This window comes from Bizionia saleffrena (genome assembly GCF_008086175.1).
GTDB classification, from domain to species: Bacteria; Bacteroidota; Bacteroidia; order Flavobacteriales; family Flavobacteriaceae; genus Bizionia; species Bizionia saleffrena.
In genome coordinates this window covers 1-21,239 of record NZ_VSKM01000010.1, presented here as the reverse complement: position 1 = coordinate 21,239, position 21,239 = coordinate 1, and the positions used below count along the sequence as shown (strand labels likewise).

The following is a 21,239-nucleotide window of genomic DNA, read 5'->3' as shown; positions in this document are numbered from 1 at the left end:
GATCGTCTACTGTTTATAGAATGATACACTACCATAATCTGAATTAATACGAATAGTATTAGAGCTGTTTTCTCTTAAATGAAAACCAGAGTAGTATTTTGAAGACGAGTCGTCTCGTTTTTTATTGAATTGAAGCGCATTATCAGCATCTTTTAAGCTGCCATAATCCAACTGAATATTAAAATTAAAGGCATATTCTGAGTCGTAGCCAATATTTATACCTACATAATCGGAATCTATTTTAACGGAGCCGGCATTTTTAGTGAGCTTATCAATACTTATAGAACCATAATCGGCAACAATAGCTACATCTTTGTAAATTTCGCCCAACTTTACCGTAAGGTAATCACCATCTCCGCTTACATTATTCGCTTTCCCGATGGTTATACCACCATAATCGCAATTATAGGAGACCTCTTCTGCAACCTCGATGGTCGATTTGGTATAATCTGCAATAATATGAATTTTGTTGGTTTTAGAAATGGTAAAATCGCTATAATCGGCATTAATTTTTCCTCCTTTTATATATTCAAAATAGCAATTGTTAGAATAATCAAACGTGATGTTGTTAGCCTCAGAAAGCAATTCTTTAGTAATAATTTTTCCATAATCACAATTTAATGTTGCATTTCCTTTCAGTTTTCCTAGGTTAATGGTTCCGTAATCGTTAGATAAATCCACATTATTAGTCAGAGGCATTTTTATAATATAATTCACTTTCATATTTACCGAGTTATTAGAATTCCATTTCCACCACGCACTCGATTTTTCTTTATTAAACTTTGTAATTGCCGACACATAATTATCGGTATTACTAAAATGAACGGTAATATCATTTAGTTTCTGTAGTACTTTATCCTCGCTGTCTCCAGTGGTTGTAATTGTGATTTCGAATTCAATTCGGTTTTTATCCCAAGTCACCACGTTTAGATTCCCGTAACTATTGTCTACTTTTAATGTCGCACTTTCGTTAACGTTAAACGATTTAGTTATGGTTTTTTCTTTTTTATAACGGCCTTGACCGTTAGTAGCAAATAGTGCTAGTGGTAGTAATAGTAAGAGTATAGAATGTTTATAGCGTAATTTCATCTGTGTTGTAGTTTATAGTTTTTAAGCCTTCAATAGTATCGACGACTTCTTTAAGTAGGTTTATGCGATTCCAAAAATTATTAATCATAGCGTGAATGACACGTTTATCGTTTCCGCTTTCTGTTAAATCTATTTTCAATTGGTTGTATTCCTTTTCAAGAATTTCCATTTGCACCATAGCATCTTTAATTAAAAGGGTCGTTTCTGGCGATTTTGCATTGTTAATAGTGTTTAGTTTTTCATTAATAACCGAGGTGAAAAAGGTCTGGGTATTGGCCATTTCTGGAGATACATTTGCCAGATCATTCACGGGGTTATTCGGTTTTAAAGTCAGCGTTAGTGCGACCAATAAAACAATGGTCGCCGCAATAGCGGTAATCGGTTTCCAAAGTTCGCGTTTGGAAGTGCTTATAGGCAATGCTCCCAAAGCGTTTTGAGTGTCCAACTTTTCTAAAAACCGAGCGTGATGGCCAGTATTAGGCGTTTCTACATTAAAATCTTGATGTAAATCTTTAAACAGCGTTTCTATATTGTCGTTTTTCATAATAATTTCAATTATAAAGCGTGTATTTTCTTGCGTAATTTTTCTTTTGCTCTGGAAATTATGGTTCTACAATTGGCGTACGTAATGTTCATAATTTGGCTAATTTCTTCATAATCGTAGCCCTCAATTAAATGTAAAGAGAGCGCAATACGGTAATTGTCTTTTAGGGTATTCATTACTTTTATAATCTGTTGTGCTTGTAAAGTGGTGTATTCATAATCGCTTGTAATGCCCGTATTGTCTTCTGTTTTATAAAGTATATCGTCTAGTGGTATTGTGTTTTCCTTTTTGTTTTTATTAAAATGATAAATGCTTTTATTAATTACAATGCGTTTTAGCCACGCTCCAAAAGTGTTGCAATCTTTTAGCGTGTCTAACTTAGTAAAAGCTAGTAAAAAAGCATCTTGCATAATATCTTCGGCATTGAAACTGTCTTTAACAATTCGGAATGCCGTATTATACATAGCGCTATAATATCTGTTGTAAATTTCCAATTGTGCGGAGTGGTCTTTAGCTTTACAGAGTACTATAAGTGCTTCGGTATTTTGTTTAGTTAGTATCAAAAAAAATAATTATTACTATAGAGAGGCGGTTTTCACCCAAGTGTTACACTTATTTAAAATAATTTAAAAGTTAGTTTAATTTTTGCTGAAAGTTACTGCAAACGATTGTTTTTTAAAAACGGCATATTAATTGAACTTTTACAAGTGAAACCTAATGCGTTTATGGGTAACTAATTGTTAATCAGTGCTATTATTAGTGTTTCAATAGAATGTAAAACGATATAAATTATGAACGCTTCTTTTGAAGTGACATAATGACCTAATATAACATATGAAGAAATCTAATTTAATAAGTCTCGACAGTTTGTCATTACAGGATTTTGATGAAAATTCAGAATTAATTCCTTTAATGACGCCTGAAGATGAAGAGAAAATAAACAAGGAAGAACTTCCTGAAACCTTACCCATTTTATCCTTAAGAAATACGGTGTTATTTCCCGGAGTGGTTATCCCAATTACCGCAGGGAGAGATAAGTCAATTAAGCTAATTAACGATGCTAACAAAGGGAGTAAAGTTATTGGAGTGGTGTCTCAGAAAGATGAAACGGTAGAGGACCCGAAAGCAGGCGATGTAAACACGGTAGGTACGGTGGCGCGTATTTTAAAGGTATTAAAAATGCCTGACGGAAATACAACGGTAATTATTCAAGGTAAAAAGCGTTTTAGTATTGCCGAAGTCATTACCGAAGATCCATATATGAATGCTACGGTTCGCGAGGTGCCTGAAGCTAAACCAGCACTTCAGAATAAAGAGTTTGAAGCGATTATAGATTCTATTAAAGAATTGGCTTTACAAATTATTAAAGACAGTCCGAATATACCTAGCGAGGCGTCTTTTGCCATTAAAAACATTGAAAGCGATTCGTTCTTAATTAATTTTGTGTCGTCAAATCTGAATTTATCGGTATCGGATAAGCAAGCATTATTAGAGAAAAACGATCTTAAAGAACGTGCGCTTGAAACGTTGAAGTTTATGAATTTTGAACTTCAGAAATTAGAGTTGCGTAACGATATACAATCGAAGGTTCAAAGTGATATGAACCAACAGCAACGCGAGTATTTCTTACACCAGCAAATGAAAACTATTCAAGAAGAATTGGGTAGTAATAATGAGCAGGAGATCGAAGATATGCAGAAGCGTGCAAAAACAAAAAAGTGGAGTGAAGACATTGCTAGTCATTTTGAAAAAGAAATTAGCAAAATGAAACGCATGAATCCGCAAGTTGCAGAATACTCGATTCAGCGTAACTATTTAGAGTTCTTTTTAGATTTACCGTGGAATGAGTTTAGCAAGGATAAATTCGATTTAAAACGGGCTAAAAAGATTTTAGATCGCGATCATTACGGATTAGACGATGTTAAGAAACGTATTATAGAATACTTAGCGGTTTTAAAATTGCGTAACGATATGAAGTCGCCAATTTTATGCTTATACGGCCCTCCAGGTGTGGGTAAAACTTCATTAGGTAAATCTGTTGCTGAAGCTTTAGGGCGCGAGTATGTGCGTATGTCTTTAGGGGGGTTGCGTGATGAAGCAGAGATTCGCGGACATAGAAAAACGTATATTGGTGCCATGCCGGGGCGAATTCTTCAGCATCTAAAAAAAGCAGGGACTTCAAATCCTGTTTTTGTACTGGATGAGATTGATAAGCTGTCAAATTCTAATCAAGGAGATCCTTCTTCTGCATTATTAGAAGTTTTAGATCCAGAGCAGAATAGCAAATTTCACGATAATTTCTTGGAATTAGGTTACGACTTATCTAAAGTGATGTTTATTGCCACCTCAAATAATTTAGGTAACATCCAGCCTGCATTACGCGATCGTATGGAAATAATAAACGTATCGGGCTACACCATTGAAGAAAAAGTTGAAATTGCAAAACGTCATTTACTACCAAAACAATTAAAAGAGCACGGGTTAAAAGACGCTCATTTAAAAATAGGTAAACCACAATTAGAAAAAATTGTTGAGGGATATACTAGAGAATCTGGAGTGCGTGGTTTAGAGAAGCAAATTGCCAAAATGGTGCGTTATGCGGCTATGAATATCGCAATGGAAGAAGAGTATAATATAAAAATTTCTAACGAAAATATTATTGAAATATTAGGCGGTCCTAAATTAGAACGCGACAAATATGAAAATAACAATGTTGCTGGAGTCGTTACAGGCTTAGCGTGGACTACGGTAGGAGGTGATATCTTATTTATTGAGTCTATTTTATCTAAAGGGAAAGGAACGCTTTCCATTACAGGTAACTTAGGAAAAGTAATGAAAGAATCGGCAACTATTGCTTTGGAATACATAAAATCGAATGCAGAGGAATTTGGTATAGATCCCGACGTTTTCGATAAGTACAATGTCCATATTCACGTACCAGAAGGTGCAACCCCTAAAGACGGGCCGAGTGCAGGTGTAACTATGCTTACGTCTTTAGTCTCTTTATTTACACAACGTAAAGTAAAGAAGAATATGGCGATGACTGGTGAGATTACCTTAAGAGGTAAAGTATTACCTGTAGGCGGTGTTAAAGAAAAAATACTCGCTGCTAAACGCGCTAGAATAAAAGAAATTTTATTATGCGAAGAGAACAGACGCGATATTGAAGAAATAAATCAAGACTATTTAAAAGGATTAACCTTTCATTATGTTAGTGATATGAAAGATGTTTTAAAAGTAGCATTAACGAAAGAAAAAGTAGAAAACGCTAAAATCCTTTAATAGGTTTAATACCTTATATTTGTAAACCATAAACTGTGTTATAGAAGCAGTTTATGGTTTTTTTTATGTCAAATTATTGCCGATTTTATTGTGCTATATCTTATAGATTCATAATTTAAAAATGTTGTAAAAGGCACTAATTATGGATAATATAGAGGCTCTTAAAAATAAAAAAGAGTTGTAGGCGTTTTAAAATAGATTTAGTTACTTTGCAGCTTTATGCTTAAAAAATATTTGCCCATTTTATGTTTGTTTTCTACCGCCGTTTGTTTTGCACAACTGGGTGGGCAGTCTACTTATCAATTTCTTAACTTAGTGTCATCACCACGTCAAGCAGCGTTGGGAGGTAAGGTGCTTACTAATGTCGATTACGATGTTACGCAAGCCTTATACAATCCGGCGACTATTAATGGCGATATGGATAACCAATTGGCATTAAATTACACGAGTTACTTAGGCGATATTTCTTACGGTTCCGTGGCTTATGCTTATACTTTAGACCGAAGAACTCAAACCTTTCATATTGGAGCCACTTACGTAAATTATGGTTCTTTTGATGGGTATGACGAAAATGGAAATGCTACAGGTTCGTTTTCAGGTTCGGAAGCCGCATTATCTGTAGGATATGCCGTGCAATTAGGCTATTCTAATTTTTATTTTGGAGCCAATTTAAAATTTATAACCTCAAGTTTAGAACAGTATAATTCCTTTGGTGTTGCCACCGATTTAGGATTACTGTACCGCGATGAAGAATTAGAATTTCAAGCGACGTTAGTGGTTAGAAATTTAGGAACACAAATTACTGCTTATAACGAACGTTACGAATCGTTACCACTAGAAGTCGCTTTTGGCTTGTCTCAAACCTTAGAGTATATTCCGTTGCGTTGGCACATCACCTTCGAGAATTTGCAGCAATGGCCAATTGGACTACCAAATCCAGCACGTGCCACTACCGATTTAGAAGGTAATCAAACACCAGAGAAAGTAGGTTTTTTATCGAATGTTATAAGGCACACTATTTTAGGTGCGGAATTGTTTCCAGATAAAGGGTTTAATATTCGCTTAGGATATAATTTTAGACGAGCGGAAGAACTTAGAATTGTAGATCAGCGTAATTTCTCAGGCTTATCAGCTGGGTTTTCTATTAGGCTTAACAAATTAAGATTTAGTTATACACACGCCAAATACACAGCGGCAGGGAATTCTAACTTTTTCGGACTTCATCTAGATTTGCAATAAATCCATCTGAAACCTTATAATTATCCTTATTTTAGCCATTAAAACGTAATACAAGTGAAAAAAATCACGATAGCCATAGACGGTTTTTCTTCAACAGGAAAAAGTACGGTCGCCAAACAACTTGCTAAACATTTAGGATACATTTATGTCGATACCGGCGCAATGTATCGTGCGGTAACGTGGTTTGCTATGCAACACGGCTTTATAGATGCACACCATTTTGAAGCTTCTAAATTAGTCGCTGCATTAAACACCATTACCATTAGTTTTAAATTTAATGATATAGTCGGTTTTGCCGAAGTGTATTTAAACGGTGTAAAAATAGAAAAGGAAATTAGAACGTTGGAAGTGTCTCGTTATGTAAGTCAAGTTGCAGCGGTTTCAGAGGTGCGCTCTCAATTAGTACAACAGCAACAACAAATGGGTAAAGATAAAGGCGTTGTTATGGATGGCCGCGATATTGGAACCGTGGTTTTTCCAGATGCTGAATTAAAATTGTTTATGATTGCTTCGGCGGAAAAGAGAGCTAGAAGACGGTTTGATGAACTTATTGAACGTGGGGATGAGGTAACGTATGCAGACGTTTTAAAAAATGTTGAAGACCGTGATTATATCGATTCGCACCGAGAGGATTCACCATTACGTAAAGCTGAAGACGCTATAGAATTAGACAATTCTAATTTAGATTTAATAACACAATTTGAGCGCGTTCTTCTTTTGGTAAACCAAAGATTTGCATAACAAAAGTGTAAAAGTTATAGAATAGTATTAAATAATAAACAAAAAAAGCCTTACTAAAAAGTAAGGCCTTTAAATAAAAGCAAACGTTATACTATTGTATCTAAAAAACGCGCTTCAAAGGTGCTATTAAACTCCTACAAATTTGGAATTATTAATTCTTGATCTGGGTAAATTACATCTGGGTTCTTTAAAATATCTGAATTTGCTGCAAATATAGCTTGGTATTTAGCTGGGTTGTTATAATATTGCTTTGCAATTTCACCTAAAGTTTCTCCACTTTTAACGGTGTGCCTGTGGTAAACGCTCGTATCGGCAACTTTAATATCGGCAACAATATCGCTAGGATTTTCGCCACCAGCTAATTTTATTTTATCCCAAAGTAAGTTTTTTTCGTATTGGGTTGCTGCGGTACCTTTAACGTGAAGGTCGCCATTGTCTTCAGAAACAGCACCATTTTTAATGTTTAATTGTTCCCCTAAATTTAAAACCTCTTGGTATTTCGATTTCACAGCCATTTCTTAGTTACTAATTTATAATCTATTAAAGATAGAAAAAACATAAATACGAATTACATTTAACAATTATTTATTTACTTTGTAATCAGTTCGTTAAAAATTATTTGTTGGGATTAGGTTGTAGTCATAAAAAGTATTATTTTTGCACTCCTTTTAACGGATTTATAGGAAAGATAAAAGGGCTATAAAACAATTTTAATTTAACACTTCTGTGTGTTACACGTTTAAATCTTCCTAGACATACAGAATACAAAAACTTATCTGCAATGGCTGACAAAGCAAAACAAGCAGAAGTTGAAGCAACAAACGCTGCAACAAATGAGGCTCCAGTAATCTCTGAAGCACAAGCAAATCCTGAACAATTCTTAGCAGACTTTAACTGGCACAATTACCAAGAAGGTATTGATGAGGTTGAAGATTCTCAATTAAAAGAATTTGAAAAATTAGTATCAGAAAATTTCGTAGACACATTAGATGACGAAGTTGTAACTGGAGAAGTAGTACACATCTCAGATCGTGACGCTATTATCGACATCAACGCTAAATCTGAAGGTGTTATTTCATTAAACGAATTCCGTTACAACCCTAACTTAGCAGTAGGAGACAAAGTGGAAGTATTAATTGACGTTCGTGAAGACGCGACTGGACAATTAATATTATCTCACAGAAAAGCTCGTGTTATTAAGGCTTGGGAGCGTGTTAATAATGCGCATGAAACTGGAGAAATCGTTAATGGTTTCGTAAAATGTAGAACGAAAGGTGGTATGATTGTAGATGTTTTCGGAATCGAAGCATTCTTACCAGGTTCTCAAATTGACGTTAAGCCAATTAGAGATTACGATCAGTATGTAAACAAAACTATGGAATTTAAAGTGGTGAAAATTAACCACGAATTCAAAAACGTAGTAGTGTCGCATAAAGCACTTATCGAAGCTGATATCGAAGTACAGAAAAAAGAAATTATTGGTCAATTAGAAAAAGGTCAAGTATTAGAAGGTATTGTTAAAAATATTACTTCTTACGGTGTATTTATCGATCTTGGTGGTGTTGACGGATTAGTTCATATTACAGATTTATCGTGGTCTAGAATTAACCATCCAAATGAGATTGTTGAGTTAGATCAAAAATTAAATGTTGTAATTCTTGATTTTGACGAAAATAAATCTAGAATCCAATTAGGTCTTAAACAATTATCTAAGCACCCTTGGGATGCCTTAGGTGAAGAAGTAAGCGTTGGAGACAAAGTAAAAGGTAAAGTTGTTGTAATCGCAGATTACGGTGCATTTATCGAAGTTGCTGAAGGTGTTGAAGGTTTAGTTCACGTTTCAGAAATGTCTTGGTCTACACACTTACGTTCTGCAAACGATTTTGTTTCTGTAGGAGACGAAATAGATGCACAAATCTTAACTTTAGATAGAGAAGATCGTAAAATGTCTTTAGGTATTAAGCAATTATCGCAAGATCCTTGGACAGATATTACTACAAAATATCCAGTAGCTTCTAAGCACACTGGTATTGTACGTAACTTTACAAACTTTGGTGTTTTTGTTGAATTAGAAGAAGGTATTGACGGATTAATTTATATCTCTGATTTATCTTGGACTAAGAAAATTAAGCACCCATCTGAGTTCTGTGCCGTTGGAGACAAATTAGAAGTAGTAGTACTTGAGTTAGATGTTGAAGGACGTAAATTATCTTTGGGTCACAAACAAACAACAACTAACCCGTGGGATAAATACGAAACTGAGTTTGCTTTAGCAACAACACATACAGCACAAATTGCTGAGGTTGTAGATAAAGGTGCAACTATCGAATTTAACGAGGATATCGTTGCTTTTGTTCCTTCTCGTCACCTTGAAAAAGAAGACGGTTCTAAATTAGGAAAAGGAGATTCAGCTGAATTCAAAATTATTGAATTTAACAAAGAATTTAAAAGAGTAGTTGCTTCGCATACTGCAATTTTTAAAGCTGAAGAAATGGCTAATGTAAAAGCTGCTGTTGAAAAACAAACAACTCAAACTGCTGAATCTAAAACAACTTTAGGTGATGCAAATGATGCTTTACAAGCGCTTAAAGATAAAATGGACGGTAAACAATAATTACCACTCATAATACTTTTAAAAGCCTTTCAGAAATGAAAGGCTTTTTTTATGCGCAAAATTATCTTTAAACTCTTAACTATTTACAGTAACTTTGTTACACAAACCCGATGAAATCCCATTATGAGTCAGAAAGTGCTACTTAACGCCACAGCCATTAATATTATACTTCATAGACTGGCTTGTCAATTAATAGAAAACCACGATGACTTTTCTAACACTGTCTTAATAGGTATACAACCAAGAGGTTCATTTTTGGCGAAACGACTGGCCGAGTTACTTAAAACAGAGTATAAGATTAAAGATTTAAAGTTAGGCCTTTTGGATATTACATTCTATAGAGACGACTTTAGACGTGGCGACAAAACCTTGACGGCGAATTCTACAGAAATTGACTTCGAAATAGAAAATAAAAAAGTAGTTTTTATAGACGATGTGCTCTATACAGGGCGAAGTATTCGTTCGGCCTTAACGGCAATACAATCGTTTGGGAGACCAGATGATATAGAATTATTAACGTTAATAGATAGACGATTTAGCAGACATCTACCTATTCAGCCGGATTATCGCGGCCGACAAGTAGATGCTATTAACGAAGAAAAAGTAAAAGTAAATTGGATTGAAAATGAAGGTGAAGACTGTGTTTATTTAGTGCGAAACTAAAACCCAGGTTCAGCCGCTTTCATTTCAAATAAAAGAGTAGTAATTACAGAAACATATCAATACAATGAGTGAATTAAGTGTTAACCACTTGCTAGGGATAAAGTATCTTAATAAACAGGATGTTGAACTTATTTTTCAAACCGCCGATCACTTCAAAGAAGTTATTAATAGGCCGATTAAAAAAGTACCATCACTAAGAGATATTACAATTGCTAATTTGTTTTTTGAAAATTCTACCCGAACAAAACTCTCTTTCGAACTCGCTGAAAAGCGACTCTCGGCAGATGTAATTAATTTTTCAGCAGCGCAATCTTCAGTAAAAAAAGGAGAAACTTTAATAGATACCGTTAACAATATATTATCGATGAAAGTTGATATGGTAGTAATGCGTCACCCTAATCCTGGAGCCAGCGTATTTTTATCTAAACATATTAACGCCAATATTATTAATGCAGGAGATGGCGCACACGAACACCCTACTCAAGCGTTGTTAGATTCGTATTCCATACGAGAAAGATTAGGAGAAGTTGCAGGTAAAAATGTGGTTATTGTCGGCGATATTTTGCACAGTCGCGTGGCACTTTCTAATATTTATGCTTTAAAACTACAAGGCGCTAATGTTAAGGTTTGCGGACCAAAAACATTACTCCCAAAATATATCGAAAAACTTGGCGTTACCGTAGAAACCGATTTGCGTAAAGCATTAAATTGGTGTGATGTCGCTAATATGTTGCGCGTACAAAACGAAAGAATGGACATAAGTTACTTTCCTTCAACACGAGAATATACACAACAATTTGGTGTTAATAAAGCGCTTTTAGACTCTTTAGATAAAGAAATTACGATTATGCATCCCGGCCCCATTAATCGCGGCGTGGAAATTACTAGTGATGTTGCCGATTCTAAACAAGCCATTATACTAGATCAAGTACAAAATGGCGTAGCAGTTAGGATGGCGGTTATTTATTTATTAGCTTCAAAATTAAAACAATAATAATATGATTATAGATAAAGAACAAAACACATCAATCATCACTCAAGAAAAGGCAACGATTGTAGAGTTAGTAAAAAAAATAGAAGCCCTTTATCCAAAATTTAAAAACGATAATATTATCGTTAAATTAAGTTCTTTAGGTTCTATTTCACTTCAAGATGTTATAGAATTCTTACGTTTATCTAATAACCATCGTGCAGCCAAATTAACTTTTGTTGTGGTCACAGATAAAATTAGTAGTACTGAAATTCCTGAAGAAATCGTTGTTGTACCAACGGTAAAAGAGGCTTTCGATATTATTGAAATGGAAGAAATGGAACGCGATTTAGAATTATAGTTACTATTGCTTCCACCCCAACAGCACATTAACTAACTCTAAAATCACATTATAATGAAACTAAATATATTAGGCTGTTATAGTGCTACGCCGCGTGCTTTTACAAATCCTACGGCGCAGGTTCTTGAAATAAACAATCATATTTTTTTAATCGACTGTGGCGAGGGTACTCAGGTAGAAATTAGAAGGCATAAAATAAAGTTTAATCGTATCAAACACGTGTTTATTTCACACTTACATGGCGATCACTTTTTTGGTTTGGTCGGTTTAATTTCAACTTTCAGGTTACTTACTCGCGAAGCCGATTTACATATTTATGGACCGAAAGGTTTAAAAGAAATTATTACCCTTCAGTTAAAACTGAGTAAATCGTGGACCAACTATCAACTAATTTTTCACGAGCTGACAAATACGTCTTCCGAAATTATTTTTGAAGACGAAAAAGTTGAAGTGCATACCATTCCTTTAGATCACCGCGTGTATACTAACGGCTTCCTTTTTAAAGAGAAAGAACACGAGCGCAAGTTAGATATGAATGCTGTATTAAACACAAATATTGATATTGCTTACTATCGTAAATTAAAACAGGGGTTCGATGTGGTTAATGAAGACGGTATTACTATTAAAAACGAAACCGTTACGCACGCAGGGCCCACTCCAAAAAGTTATGCCTTTTGTAGTGATACGGCCTATAATGAAGCAATTGTGCCCATTATAAAAGACGTTACCGTGTTGTACCACGAGTCCACGTTTTTAGAAAAACACGCTAAGTTAGCACCTAAAACTAAGCATAGTACAGCTATAGAGGCTGCCAAGATTGCTAAGATGGCTAATGTTGGAACTTTGATATTAGGACATTACTCCACGCGTTACGACGATTTAAATGCATTTAAAACTGAAGCTGAGACGTGTTTTGGTACTGTAGAGTTAGCGAATGACGGTAAAGTCTTTGAGTTGTAAATCAACACGTCACATAACCTATTAATAAAATACAAAACCAATGGAAAAAGATTTAGGACACTATAGAAAGGCCTATACAAAAAGTGAACTCTTAATTGAAAACACACCAGACAATCCATTTCAATTATTTAAAGAATGGTTTAACGATGTAGATCTGTGTTTTCCAGATCACGAAACCAATGCTATGACGCTCTCGACAATAGGTGTCGATGGATATCCAAAAAACAGAATTGTTTTATTGAAAAAGTTTACAGTGGATGGTTTTGTGTTTTATACTAATTATGAAAGTACTAAAGGAAAGGCGATTGCTAAAAACCCGAAAGTAAGTGTGTCTTTTTTCTGGGAAGGAGCAGAGCGGCAAGTGATAATTCGGGGTATAGCTGAAAAAGTATCGGATGCTGAAAGTGATGCCTACTTTAATACGCGCCCAAGAGGCAGCCAACTGGGAGCGATGGCCTCCAATCAAAGCCAGGTGATTGTATCAAGAGAAAGCTTGAAAAGTAAAGTAGACGCTTTAGAAAAGCAATACGAGGGTAAAACTTTAACGCGTCCAGTCTATTGGGGTGGTTATATTATAAAACCTAACGTAATAGAATTCTGGCAAGGCAGACCTAATAGATTACACGATCGTGTAGATTATGTTTTAGGTGAGAATTATGAGTGGAATAAGAGCCAATTAGCGCCATAGTAAAAAAGGATTAGTACAATTTAAAAAACAACGACGAACGACATATTAAATCAGTCAAAACACCCGAATAGGTCGTCGCTAAGTACATTTAAACGGTGTTTGACCAAAAAATCGGATGAAATACGTGTTTTTAATCGATTTTAACATTCCGTTAACATATTTTAAGTAACGCTCATAGTATATTTAAGTTCCCGAACCTAAATAATATATTATGAAACAATTATTTAACCTACTATTTGTAACCTGTCTATTAGCTTTTACAACATCATGTTCAACAGACAATGGCGAGGAATTTGAAGCAACTTACAGTGATAACATCACTATACCAGAAGCAAAAACTATCGAAATTACTATTATGGAGCTTATAAACGCCCATAGAATTAAAATAGGGTTAAACACGCTTAATCACAATGAATTAATAAAAGGACAAGCCTTTTCTCATACTGATTATATGATTGTAAATAATAATGTATCACATGATAATTTCTACTCTAGAAAGTATTATTTGCAAGATTATGAAAATGCTGTTCAAGTAGCAGAAAATGTGGCATATGGATATTCAAATGCAGAATCTGTTGTTAATGCGTGGTTAAATAGTGATGGGCATAGAGGTAATGTTGAAGGAGATTTTACCGATTTCGATGTGTCTGCAGAGAAAGATGAACAAGGAAAATGGTATTTCACTAATATCTTTATAAAAAAATAAATAATAGTTTACTTATATGTCGAAGAGCCGAGTTTTATAATTCGGCTCTTTTTTTATGTCTAAGTCATACCTTCTAAAAGTAATACTATATTAAATCTTTTCTATAAGGTTTAATGGATCCCTACTTTAAGTAGAGCCGTTTTAATAGTCTGAAAAATTAATTAAAAAACTTACAATAAAAGAGGAATAACGTAACTCGCACGTGAAGTTGAAAATAGTATCAATCTTAAAAGTAGTCTTTAGACACCTGTGGTGGTTACGCTAAAGCTAATATAAAACAAGATTAAAATGCCTTCTATTTGTAATTCAACACGATACAAAACCAATGGAAAAAGATTTAGGACACTATAGAAAGGCCTATACAAAAAGTGAACTCTTAATTGAAAACACACCAGACAATCCATTTCAATTATTTAAAGAATGGTTTAACGATGTAGATCTGTGTTTTCCAGATCACGAAACCAATGCTATGACGCTCTCGACAATAGGTGTCGATGGATATCCAAAAACAGAATTGTTTTATTGAAAAAGTTTACAGTGGATGGTTTTGTGTTTTATACTAATTATGAAAGTACTAAAGGAAAGGCGATTGCTAAAAACCCGAAAGTAAGTGTGTCTTTTTTCTGGGAAGGAGCAGAGCGGCAAGTGATAATTCGGGGTATAGCTGAAAAAGTATCGGATGCTGAAAGTGATGCCTACTTTAATACGCGCCCAAGAGGCAGCCAACTGGGAGCGATGGCCTCCAATCAAAGCCAGGTGATTGTATCAAGAGAAAGCTTGAAAAGTAAAGTAGACGCTTTAGAAAAGCAATACGAGGGTAAAACTTTAACGCGTCAGTCTATTGGGGTGGTTATATTATAAAACCTAACGTAATAGAATTCTGGCAAGGCAGACCTAATAGATTACACGATCGTGTAGATTATGTTTTAGGTGAGAATTATGAGTGGAATAAGAGCCAATTAGCGCCATAGTAAAAAAGGATTAGTACAATTTAAAAAACAACGACGAACGACATATTAAATCAGTCAAAACACCCGAATAGGTCGTCACTAAGTACATTTAAACGGTGTTTGACCAAAAAATCGGATGAAACACGTGTTTTTAATCGATTTTAACATTCCATTAACATATTTTAAGTAACGCTCATAGTATATTTAAGTCCCCGAACCTAAATAATATATTATGAAACAATTATTTAACCTACTATTTGTAACCTGTCTATTAGCTTTTACAACATCATGTTCAACAGACAATGGCGAGGAATTTGAAGCAACTTACAGTGATAACATCACTATACCAGAAGCAAAAACTATCGAAATTACTATTATGGAGCTTATAAACGCCCATAGAATTAAAATAGGGTTAAACACGCTTAATCACAATGAATTAATAAAAGGACAAGCCTTTTCTCATACTGATTATATGATTGTAAATAATAATGTATCACATGATAATTTCTACTCTAGAAAGTATTATTTGCAAGATTATGAAAATGCTGTTCAAGTAGCAGAAAATGTGGCATATGGATATTCAAATGCAGAATCTGTTGTTAATGCGTGGTTAAATAGTGATGGGCATAGAGGTAATGTTGAAGGAGATTTTACCGATTTCGATGTGTCTGCAGAGAAAGATGAACAAGGAAAATGGTATTTCACTAATATCTTTATAAAAAAATAAATAATAGTTTACTTATATGTCGAAGAGCCGAGTTTTATAATTCGGCTCTTTTTTTATGTCTAAGTCATACCTTCTAAAAGTAATACTATATTAAATCTTTTCTATAAGGTTTAATGGATCCCTACTTTAAGTAGAGCCGTTTTAATAGTCTGGACAATTAATTAAAAAACCTACAATAAAAGAGGAATAAAGTAACTCGCACGTGAAGTTGAAAATAGTATCAATCTTAAAAGTAGTCTTTAGACACCTGTGGTGGTTACGCTAAAGCTAATATAAAACAAGATTAAAATGCCTTTAGTGAACTCTACAACGTACAAGGGGAAGATCGTTAAAGATATGAATAGTAAAGAAATGCTAATCTCACTGCCAGCTTTAATCTCGAGCGCAACAAAAGGCGGGCTAACAATAGCGAATGTATTAAACTATCTGCTTTGCAGGTCATAAAATTTTCGAACTTTACTAAATGTACCTCCAACCCTTTGTAAAGAGTCCACATCATTAGATTAGAAATAATTATGACATAAATTAGCCTGATTTCTGACAATTTTATAAATAAAAAAAAGAACTGTTTTTAGCAGTTCTTTTTCATTTTTTACTTCAGAATATACTTTATTCTAATTCGTAGCCCATAGTTATAATAAATTTTGAGCGTCTATTTTTTTGATGTTCTGCTTCGGTACATTTTGTATTATTATCGCATTCATTAATTAATTGCGACTCACCATAACCAATAGCACTTTCAATTCGATCTTTGTTGATACCTCTTGAAATTAAATAATCTCTCGTAGATTTAGCTCTTCTATCGGAAAGATTCATATTATAATTATCTTTACCACGACTGTCTGTATGTGATTCAATTTTGATAACCATTTGGTTATGTTCTCTCATAACCGCAACAATATTCTCTAGTTCGTAGGCCGCATCAGGGCGAATAGTAGATTTATTAAAGTCGAAGAAAATAGGGTTAATCACAATTTCACTTTCAATAATTAGCGGATTTAAAAATAAGTCGATTTGCGTTTCTTCATCATTATTGACTGAAGTCGTAAACTCTCTGCGGTCTGACCGATACGTTACTTTTTCGGCGAGTACAATATATTTTTTATCGCAAGAAACTTCATTGAATTCATATTCTCCGTTAGTATTAGATGCCATTGTTTCAATAACCTTTCCGCTACCATCCATCAACTTTACGGTCACTTCAGAAAGCGGAAGCTTATTTATATTATTTCTTGTAATACCTTGAATAATCTGTGTGCATTCTAATTTCCCAAAGGCATAGATATCATCTCCACCTTTACCATTTAATCTGTTAGATGAAAAGTAACCAGTATTCGTTTTAGAGTCTATAAAGAAGGCAAAATCGTCATAACCACTATTAAAGGGCGCGCCTAAATTTTTAACATCGATATCTTTAACTTTAACTTTTAATATATTTGTTTCGAAAATATCTAAAAGACCAAGGTTAATGTTAGCATCAGAAGAGAAGTAAAGCGTAGAATCTTTAGCCACGAAAGGGAAGTTTTCTCTTCCTTCGGTATTAATTATATTACCTAAATTCTTCGGTTCACCAAAAGTCCCGTCGTTGTTTATGGCTACTTTATAAATATCCGTTTGTCCGAAGCCTTCTTCTCTATCAGAAACAAAAAATAAGGTTTTATTATCGGGACTTAGGGTAGGGGAGCCGTTAGAAAACGCATTACTATTAAAAGGTAAATCTTCAACATTTGTCCATTCGCCATCTATTAATTTAGCTTTAAATATTCTTAAATTAGAAGTCCCCCCTCTATCATAAGAAGCTCTACTATTTTTTTTGTTAAGATTATCTCTAGTAAAATATAACGTTTGTCCATCCGATGTAATCGTTAAAGAAGCTTCATGAAATTCAGAGTTAATCGCTTCAGATTGGATTTGACTAACGTTAGAAATTACTTTTTGTGAATTTTTAACTGTAAGTTCAGCTTGATAAATATTTAAAAAGGGTTCTTTATTCCATTGGTATAATTTGTCTTCATCTATAATTGAATCTTTAACACGAGTGGATGCGAAATAAAATAAGTTATCACTCTCAAAACCACCAAAATCGGAATAAGGCGTATTCAAATCTAAATTTCTAAATTCTATATATACTTTGTCTGTGTTTTCAAGAGATTTAAAGTTTTCTATATTAAAAACCTCATTTTCTTTAATACGGTTATCATTACCTTTTCGGTCTCTAAATACTTCAGTCCATTTATGAGCCTCTTCATATTCATTAAGACTTCGCAAAGTTTGAATATACTTATAAATATATTCAGGATTAACTTTGTTGTACTTTTCTACAGCTTTCTCATACCAAACATTTGCTTCTTTTACATTAGAATTATTGTAATAACAATCTCCAATTCTAGTAAGAACGTGTTCGCTACTATCTCCTTTTTTAACAGCTTCTAAATATAGTTCTGTAGCTTGTTTATAAGCATAATCTTTAAAAAAGTTATCGGCTAGCTTTACTTGGGCATTCATAAAAGAACACACAATAAATCCAAGTATTAAAAATATTTTATTTTTCATAATTTTTAATTAAAAGTATCTTGGTGATTTGATACGACGAGAAGGTTTAAACACCTCGTACATTAATACTATTTCGTGAGTACCTCCAGTGTATGGTCTTAAATCCGATAAGAAATGTTCGTAGGTATAACCTATTTTTAGCTCTCTAGAAACTTGCAGGTCAATTTGCGCACCAAGAGTAGCGGTATCTTTATTGTAACGGTAACCACCACCTAACCATAGTTTTTCGAAAAACAAAAAGTTTAAGTTTCCATCTATAGATAAAGGTGCACCGTTTGTTGCTTTTACTAAAAACGAAGGTTTAAGTTTTGTAGTTTCACTAAGATCGAATACATATCCTCCAGTAAAATAATAACCTATACGCTCTACAGCTACATAATCAATGCTAGGGTCTCGTTGGCTTTCGTTATAATTTGTATTTAAAATTCTAGGTGCAGAGAGACCTAAATACCATTTGTTAGTGTCTAGAAATAGACCAACACCTACATTAGGGTTCCATCGGTTTGTAAAATCACCAAAAAAGGGATCGGTGTAAACGTCTTCTTGATCTAAGAATCCGACAGTATCTAAACTATAGTGTGTAAACCCACCTTTAAGTCCAAACGCAAGTTTTGTTCGTTCATTTAGTCTAATGGTGTATGAAAAATCGGCGTAAGCAAAAACAAAGTTTTCATACCCTAATTGATCATTAATAATAGACAAACCAATACCTATTTTCTCTTTTTCTAGAGGTGTATGAATTGATAACGTTTGTGTACTAGGAGCACCTTCTAAACCTACCCACTGACTTCTTTGAAGTCCCACAATGCTTAACGTTTCTCTACTTCCTGCGTAAGCGGGATTAATAGAAATTGTATTAAACATATATTGCGAGAATTGGGGTAGTTGCTGTGCAAATGATATTGAAAAGCACATAAAAGCGACAGCAAAAATATATTTAGATAAATCTTTCATTTTTAGTTAATTATTTTGTTCCAATATAAAATGGTCCAGTTATAGGTTTCAAACCACTGTCTCTAAGTGTTACGACGTAGTAATAAGTTCCGTTAGGTAATTGCCCATTATTACCAATTGAAGAGTCTGGTGAAATAGCACTCCAATCATTTTGATAATCATTAGCCTCGAAAATAATTGCACCGTAACGGTTAAATATTTTAACATCTACAATGAAATTACATTCTTTTGTTCCTTCAATAGAGAAAAATTGGTTGTATCGATCTCCGTTAGGTGTTACTGCTTTAGAAATTGATAATCCTTCACCGTTACCGCAAGGTAATACAATACAGTCGTCATTTAATCTAATTCTAACCTCACTCGTGTCTAGACATCCATTATTTGATAAGGTATACGTAAAAATGTATTCTTCTAACGCTAAAGTTGAAGGATCAAAAACTCCTGAATTATCAACGATAACATCAGAATCCTGAGCAATCCAAGTGCTACTTAAATCTGTACCATCTTCTAAAAAATCGAATAGATTTATATCACCATCACCGGTACAAAGCTCCTCTGTAATAACGTTTATAAAGTTTTCGCTGATAATATTTATCTCTTGTATAAAGATTGAAGTGTTACCACAATCGTCTGTAGCGGTCCATTCTCTAACAATAATATAATCGTTACCATCACCATTAAATGAATTTGTTTCATTAAACGTGACGTCTATTGTATTTGTAGAGCAATTATCTGTAAATTCTAAACTAGGAACTCCTGGTATATCAGAACAGATTACGGTAATACTTGTTTCTAAATCTGTTACTAAATTAGGCGCAGTAGTATCTTCGATGTTAATTATTTGCTCTTGAGTTGTAGTATTTCCACAAGCATCCGTTAGCGTCCAAGTTCTAATAAAAGAAGACGCGTTGGCACAAGATCCAGCAGTTGAAGCGCCATCCGTGTATGTTGCTTCTAAAGTGTTAGTATCACAATTATCAGCTTCATCAGAAACATCACCAGTTACTGTTAAGTCGGAAATATCTTGATCACATTCTAAAGTGACTGCAGCAGGAACCGTAAAGGTTGGCGCCGTAGTATCTTCAATATTGATTATCTGCTCTTGAGTTGTTGTGTTTCCACAAGCATCGGTTACTGTCCAAGTTCTAATGAAAGAAGACGCGTTAGCACAAGATCCAGCAGTTGAAGCACCATCCGTGTATGTTGCTTCTAAAGAAGCGTTTCCACAATTATCAGCTTCATCGGTAACATCACCAGTTACTGTTAAGTCGTTTACATCTTGATCACATTCTAAAGTAACTGCAGCAGGAACCGTAAAGGTTGGCGCCGTAGTATCCTCGATGTTTATGGTTTGTGTTTGCGTATTATCATTTCCACAAGCATCCGTTACTGTCCAAGTTCTAATGAAAGAAGACGCGTTAGCACAAGACCCAACAGTCATTGTTCCATCAGTATACGTCGCTTCTAATGTGTTAGTATCACAATTATCAGCTTCGTCAGTTACATCACCAGTCAACGTTAAGTCGTTTACATCTTCATCACATTCTAAAGTCACTTCAGTAGGAACCGTATAGGTTGGCGCCGTAGTATCTTCGATATTAATTGTCTGTTCTTGAGTTGTTGTGTTTCCACAAGCATCGGTTACTGTCCAAGTTCTTATGAAAGAAGATTCGTTAGCACAAGATCCGGCAGTCGATGTTCCATCAGAATACGTCGCTTCTAAAACAGCGTTTCCACAGTTATCAGCTTCATCGGTAACATCACCAGTTACTGTTAAGTCGGTAATATCTTGATCACATTCTAAAGTCACTTCAGTAGGAACCGTATAGGTTGGCGCCGTAGTATCTTCGATATTAATTGTCTGTTCTTGAGTTGTTGTGTTTCCACAAGCATCGGTTACTGTCCAAGTTCTAATGAAAGAAGACGCGTTAGCACAAGCCCCAGCAGTTGAAGCGCCATCAGAATACGTCGCTTCTAAAGCAGCGTTTCCACAGTTATCAGCTTCATCGGTAACATCACCAGTTACTGTTAAGTCGGTAATATCTTGATCACATTCTAAAGTGACTGCAGCAGGAACCGTAAAGGTTGGCGCCGTAGTATCCTCGATGTTTATGGTTTGTGTTTGCGTATTATCGTTTCCACAAGCATCGGTTACTGTCCAAGTTCTTATGAAAGACGATTCGTTAGCACAAGACCCA

18 protein-coding genes and 1 pseudogene are annotated in these 21,239 nt (G+C 34.5%); 12 read left to right on the top strand and 7 right to left on the bottom strand.

Annotated elements, in window-relative coordinates:
* Window positions 1-6: 6 nt before the first annotated feature.
* The 3 genes from ES676_RS10460 to ES676_RS10450 are packed head-to-tail and all read right to left on the bottom strand — an operon-like array spanning window position 7 to window position 2,196.
* The gene (locus ES676_RS10460) at window positions 7-1,089 is read right to left on the bottom strand and encodes a hypothetical protein (protein WP_148370278.1); all 1,083 of its coding nucleotides are present in this window, start codon (window positions 1,087-1,089) and stop codon (window positions 7-9) included.
* The gene (locus tag ES676_RS10455; protein WP_148370277.1) at window positions 1,073-1,633 is read right to left on the bottom strand and encodes a hypothetical protein; all 561 of its coding nucleotides are present in this window, start codon (window positions 1,631-1,633) and stop codon (window positions 1,073-1,075) included. Before ES676_RS10455 ends, ES676_RS10460 begins: the two co-directional genes overlap by 17 nt.
* Before the next feature lie 11 nt (window positions 1,634-1,644).
* Entirely contained in the window at window positions 1,645-2,196 is a 552-nt protein-coding gene (locus ES676_RS10450) for an RNA polymerase sigma factor (protein WP_148370276.1), read from the bottom strand.
* 271 nt (window positions 2,197-2,467) lie between these two features.
* Here ES676_RS10450 and lon point away from each other — a divergent pair, with 271 nt between their 5' ends.
* The 3 genes from lon to cmk all read left to right on the top strand — a co-directional run bounded on the left by lon (window position 2,468) and on the right by cmk (window position 6,895).
* Window positions 2,468-4,915, top strand: coding sequence for an endopeptidase La (gene lon / locus ES676_RS10445; RefSeq protein WP_148370275.1), 2,448 nt, complete (start codon window positions 2,468-2,470; stop codon window positions 4,913-4,915).
* Window positions 4,916-5,134: 219 nt separating this feature from the next.
* Entirely contained in the window at window positions 5,135-6,154 is a 1,020-nt protein-coding gene (porQ, locus tag ES676_RS10440; RefSeq protein ID WP_148370274.1) for a type IX secretion system protein PorQ, read from the top strand.
* Between the two features lie 54 nt (window positions 6,155-6,208).
* Window positions 6,209-6,895, top strand: coding sequence for a (d)CMP kinase (cmk, locus tag ES676_RS10435; RefSeq protein ID WP_148370273.1), 687 nt, complete (start codon window positions 6,209-6,211; stop codon window positions 6,893-6,895).
* 134 nt (window positions 6,896-7,029) lie between these two features.
* Here cmk and ES676_RS10430 read toward each other — a convergent pair whose 3' ends face one another.
* Complete coding sequence (locus ES676_RS10430) at window positions 7,030-7,410, bottom strand: LysM peptidoglycan-binding domain-containing protein (RefSeq protein WP_148370272.1); 381 nt, start codon at window positions 7,408-7,410, stop codon at window positions 7,030-7,032.
* A gap of 266 nt (window positions 7,411-7,676) precedes the next feature.
* Between ES676_RS10430 and rpsA the strand changes: the two genes are divergently transcribed.
* From rpsA to ES676_RS10385, 9 genes and pseudogenes are all read left to right on the top strand, one after another.
* Window positions 7,677-9,509 carry a 30S ribosomal protein S1 gene (rpsA, locus tag ES676_RS10425; RefSeq protein ID WP_148370271.1) on the top strand — a complete coding sequence of 611 codons (1,833 nt, stop codon included), beginning with the start codon at window positions 7,677-7,679 and terminating at the stop codon, window positions 9,507-9,509.
* Between the two features lie 123 nt (window positions 9,510-9,632).
* Complete coding sequence (gene pyrR / locus ES676_RS10420; protein ID WP_148370270.1) at window positions 9,633-10,172, top strand: bifunctional pyr operon transcriptional regulator/uracil phosphoribosyltransferase PyrR; 540 nt, start codon at window positions 9,633-9,635, stop codon at window positions 10,170-10,172.
* A 64-nt stretch (window positions 10,173-10,236) separates the two neighbouring features.
* A complete protein-coding gene (locus tag ES676_RS10415; protein WP_148370269.1) occupies window positions 10,237-11,166 on the top strand; it encodes an aspartate carbamoyltransferase catalytic subunit in 930 nt (309 codons plus the stop codon).
* 4 nt (window positions 11,167-11,170) lie between these two features.
* On the top strand, window positions 11,171-11,503 hold the full coding sequence (locus ES676_RS10410) for a ribonuclease Z (RefSeq protein ID WP_148370268.1): 333 nt from the start codon (window positions 11,171-11,173) through the stop codon (window positions 11,501-11,503).
* A 54-nt stretch (window positions 11,504-11,557) separates the two neighbouring features.
* On the top strand, window positions 11,558-12,463 hold the full coding sequence (locus ES676_RS10405) for a ribonuclease Z (protein ID WP_148370267.1): 906 nt from the start codon (window positions 11,558-11,560) through the stop codon (window positions 12,461-12,463).
* A gap of 40 nt (window positions 12,464-12,503) precedes the next feature.
* Window positions 12,504-13,151, top strand: a complete 648-nt coding sequence (pdxH, locus tag ES676_RS10400) for a pyridoxamine 5'-phosphate oxidase (protein WP_148370266.1) — start codon at window positions 12,504-12,506, stop codon at window positions 13,149-13,151.
* 211 nt (window positions 13,152-13,362) lie between these two features.
* Window positions 13,363-13,857, top strand: coding sequence for a CAP domain-containing protein (locus ES676_RS10395; RefSeq protein WP_148370265.1), 495 nt, complete (start codon window positions 13,363-13,365; stop codon window positions 13,855-13,857).
* 325 nt (window positions 13,858-14,182) lie between these two features.
* Window positions 14,183-14,828, top strand: a pseudogene (pdxH, locus tag ES676_RS10390) (pyridoxamine 5'-phosphate oxidase).
* Window positions 14,829-15,039: 211 nt separating this feature from the next.
* Window positions 15,040-15,534 (top strand): CAP domain-containing protein, encoded by a 495-nt coding sequence (locus ES676_RS10385; RefSeq protein WP_148370265.1) that lies wholly within the window; start codon window positions 15,040-15,042, stop codon window positions 15,532-15,534.
* Window positions 15,535-16,143: 609 nt separating this feature from the next.
* Here the strand turns inward: ES676_RS10385 and ES676_RS10380 are convergent.
* The 3 genes from ES676_RS10380 to ES676_RS10370 all read right to left on the bottom strand — a co-directional run.
* Complete coding sequence (locus ES676_RS10380) at window positions 16,144-18,087, bottom strand: OmpA family protein (protein ID WP_148370264.1); 1,944 nt, start codon at window positions 18,085-18,087, stop codon at window positions 16,144-16,146.
* 9 nt (window positions 18,088-18,096) lie between these two features.
* Complete coding sequence (locus tag ES676_RS10375) at window positions 18,097-19,041, bottom strand: PorP/SprF family type IX secretion system membrane protein (RefSeq protein ID WP_148370263.1); 945 nt, start codon at window positions 19,039-19,041, stop codon at window positions 18,097-18,099.
* 10 nt (window positions 19,042-19,051) lie between these two features.
* A partial coding sequence (locus ES676_RS10370) for a gliding motility-associated C-terminal domain-containing protein (protein WP_148370262.1) occupies window positions 19,052-21,239 on the bottom strand: 2,188 nt, incomplete at its 5' end.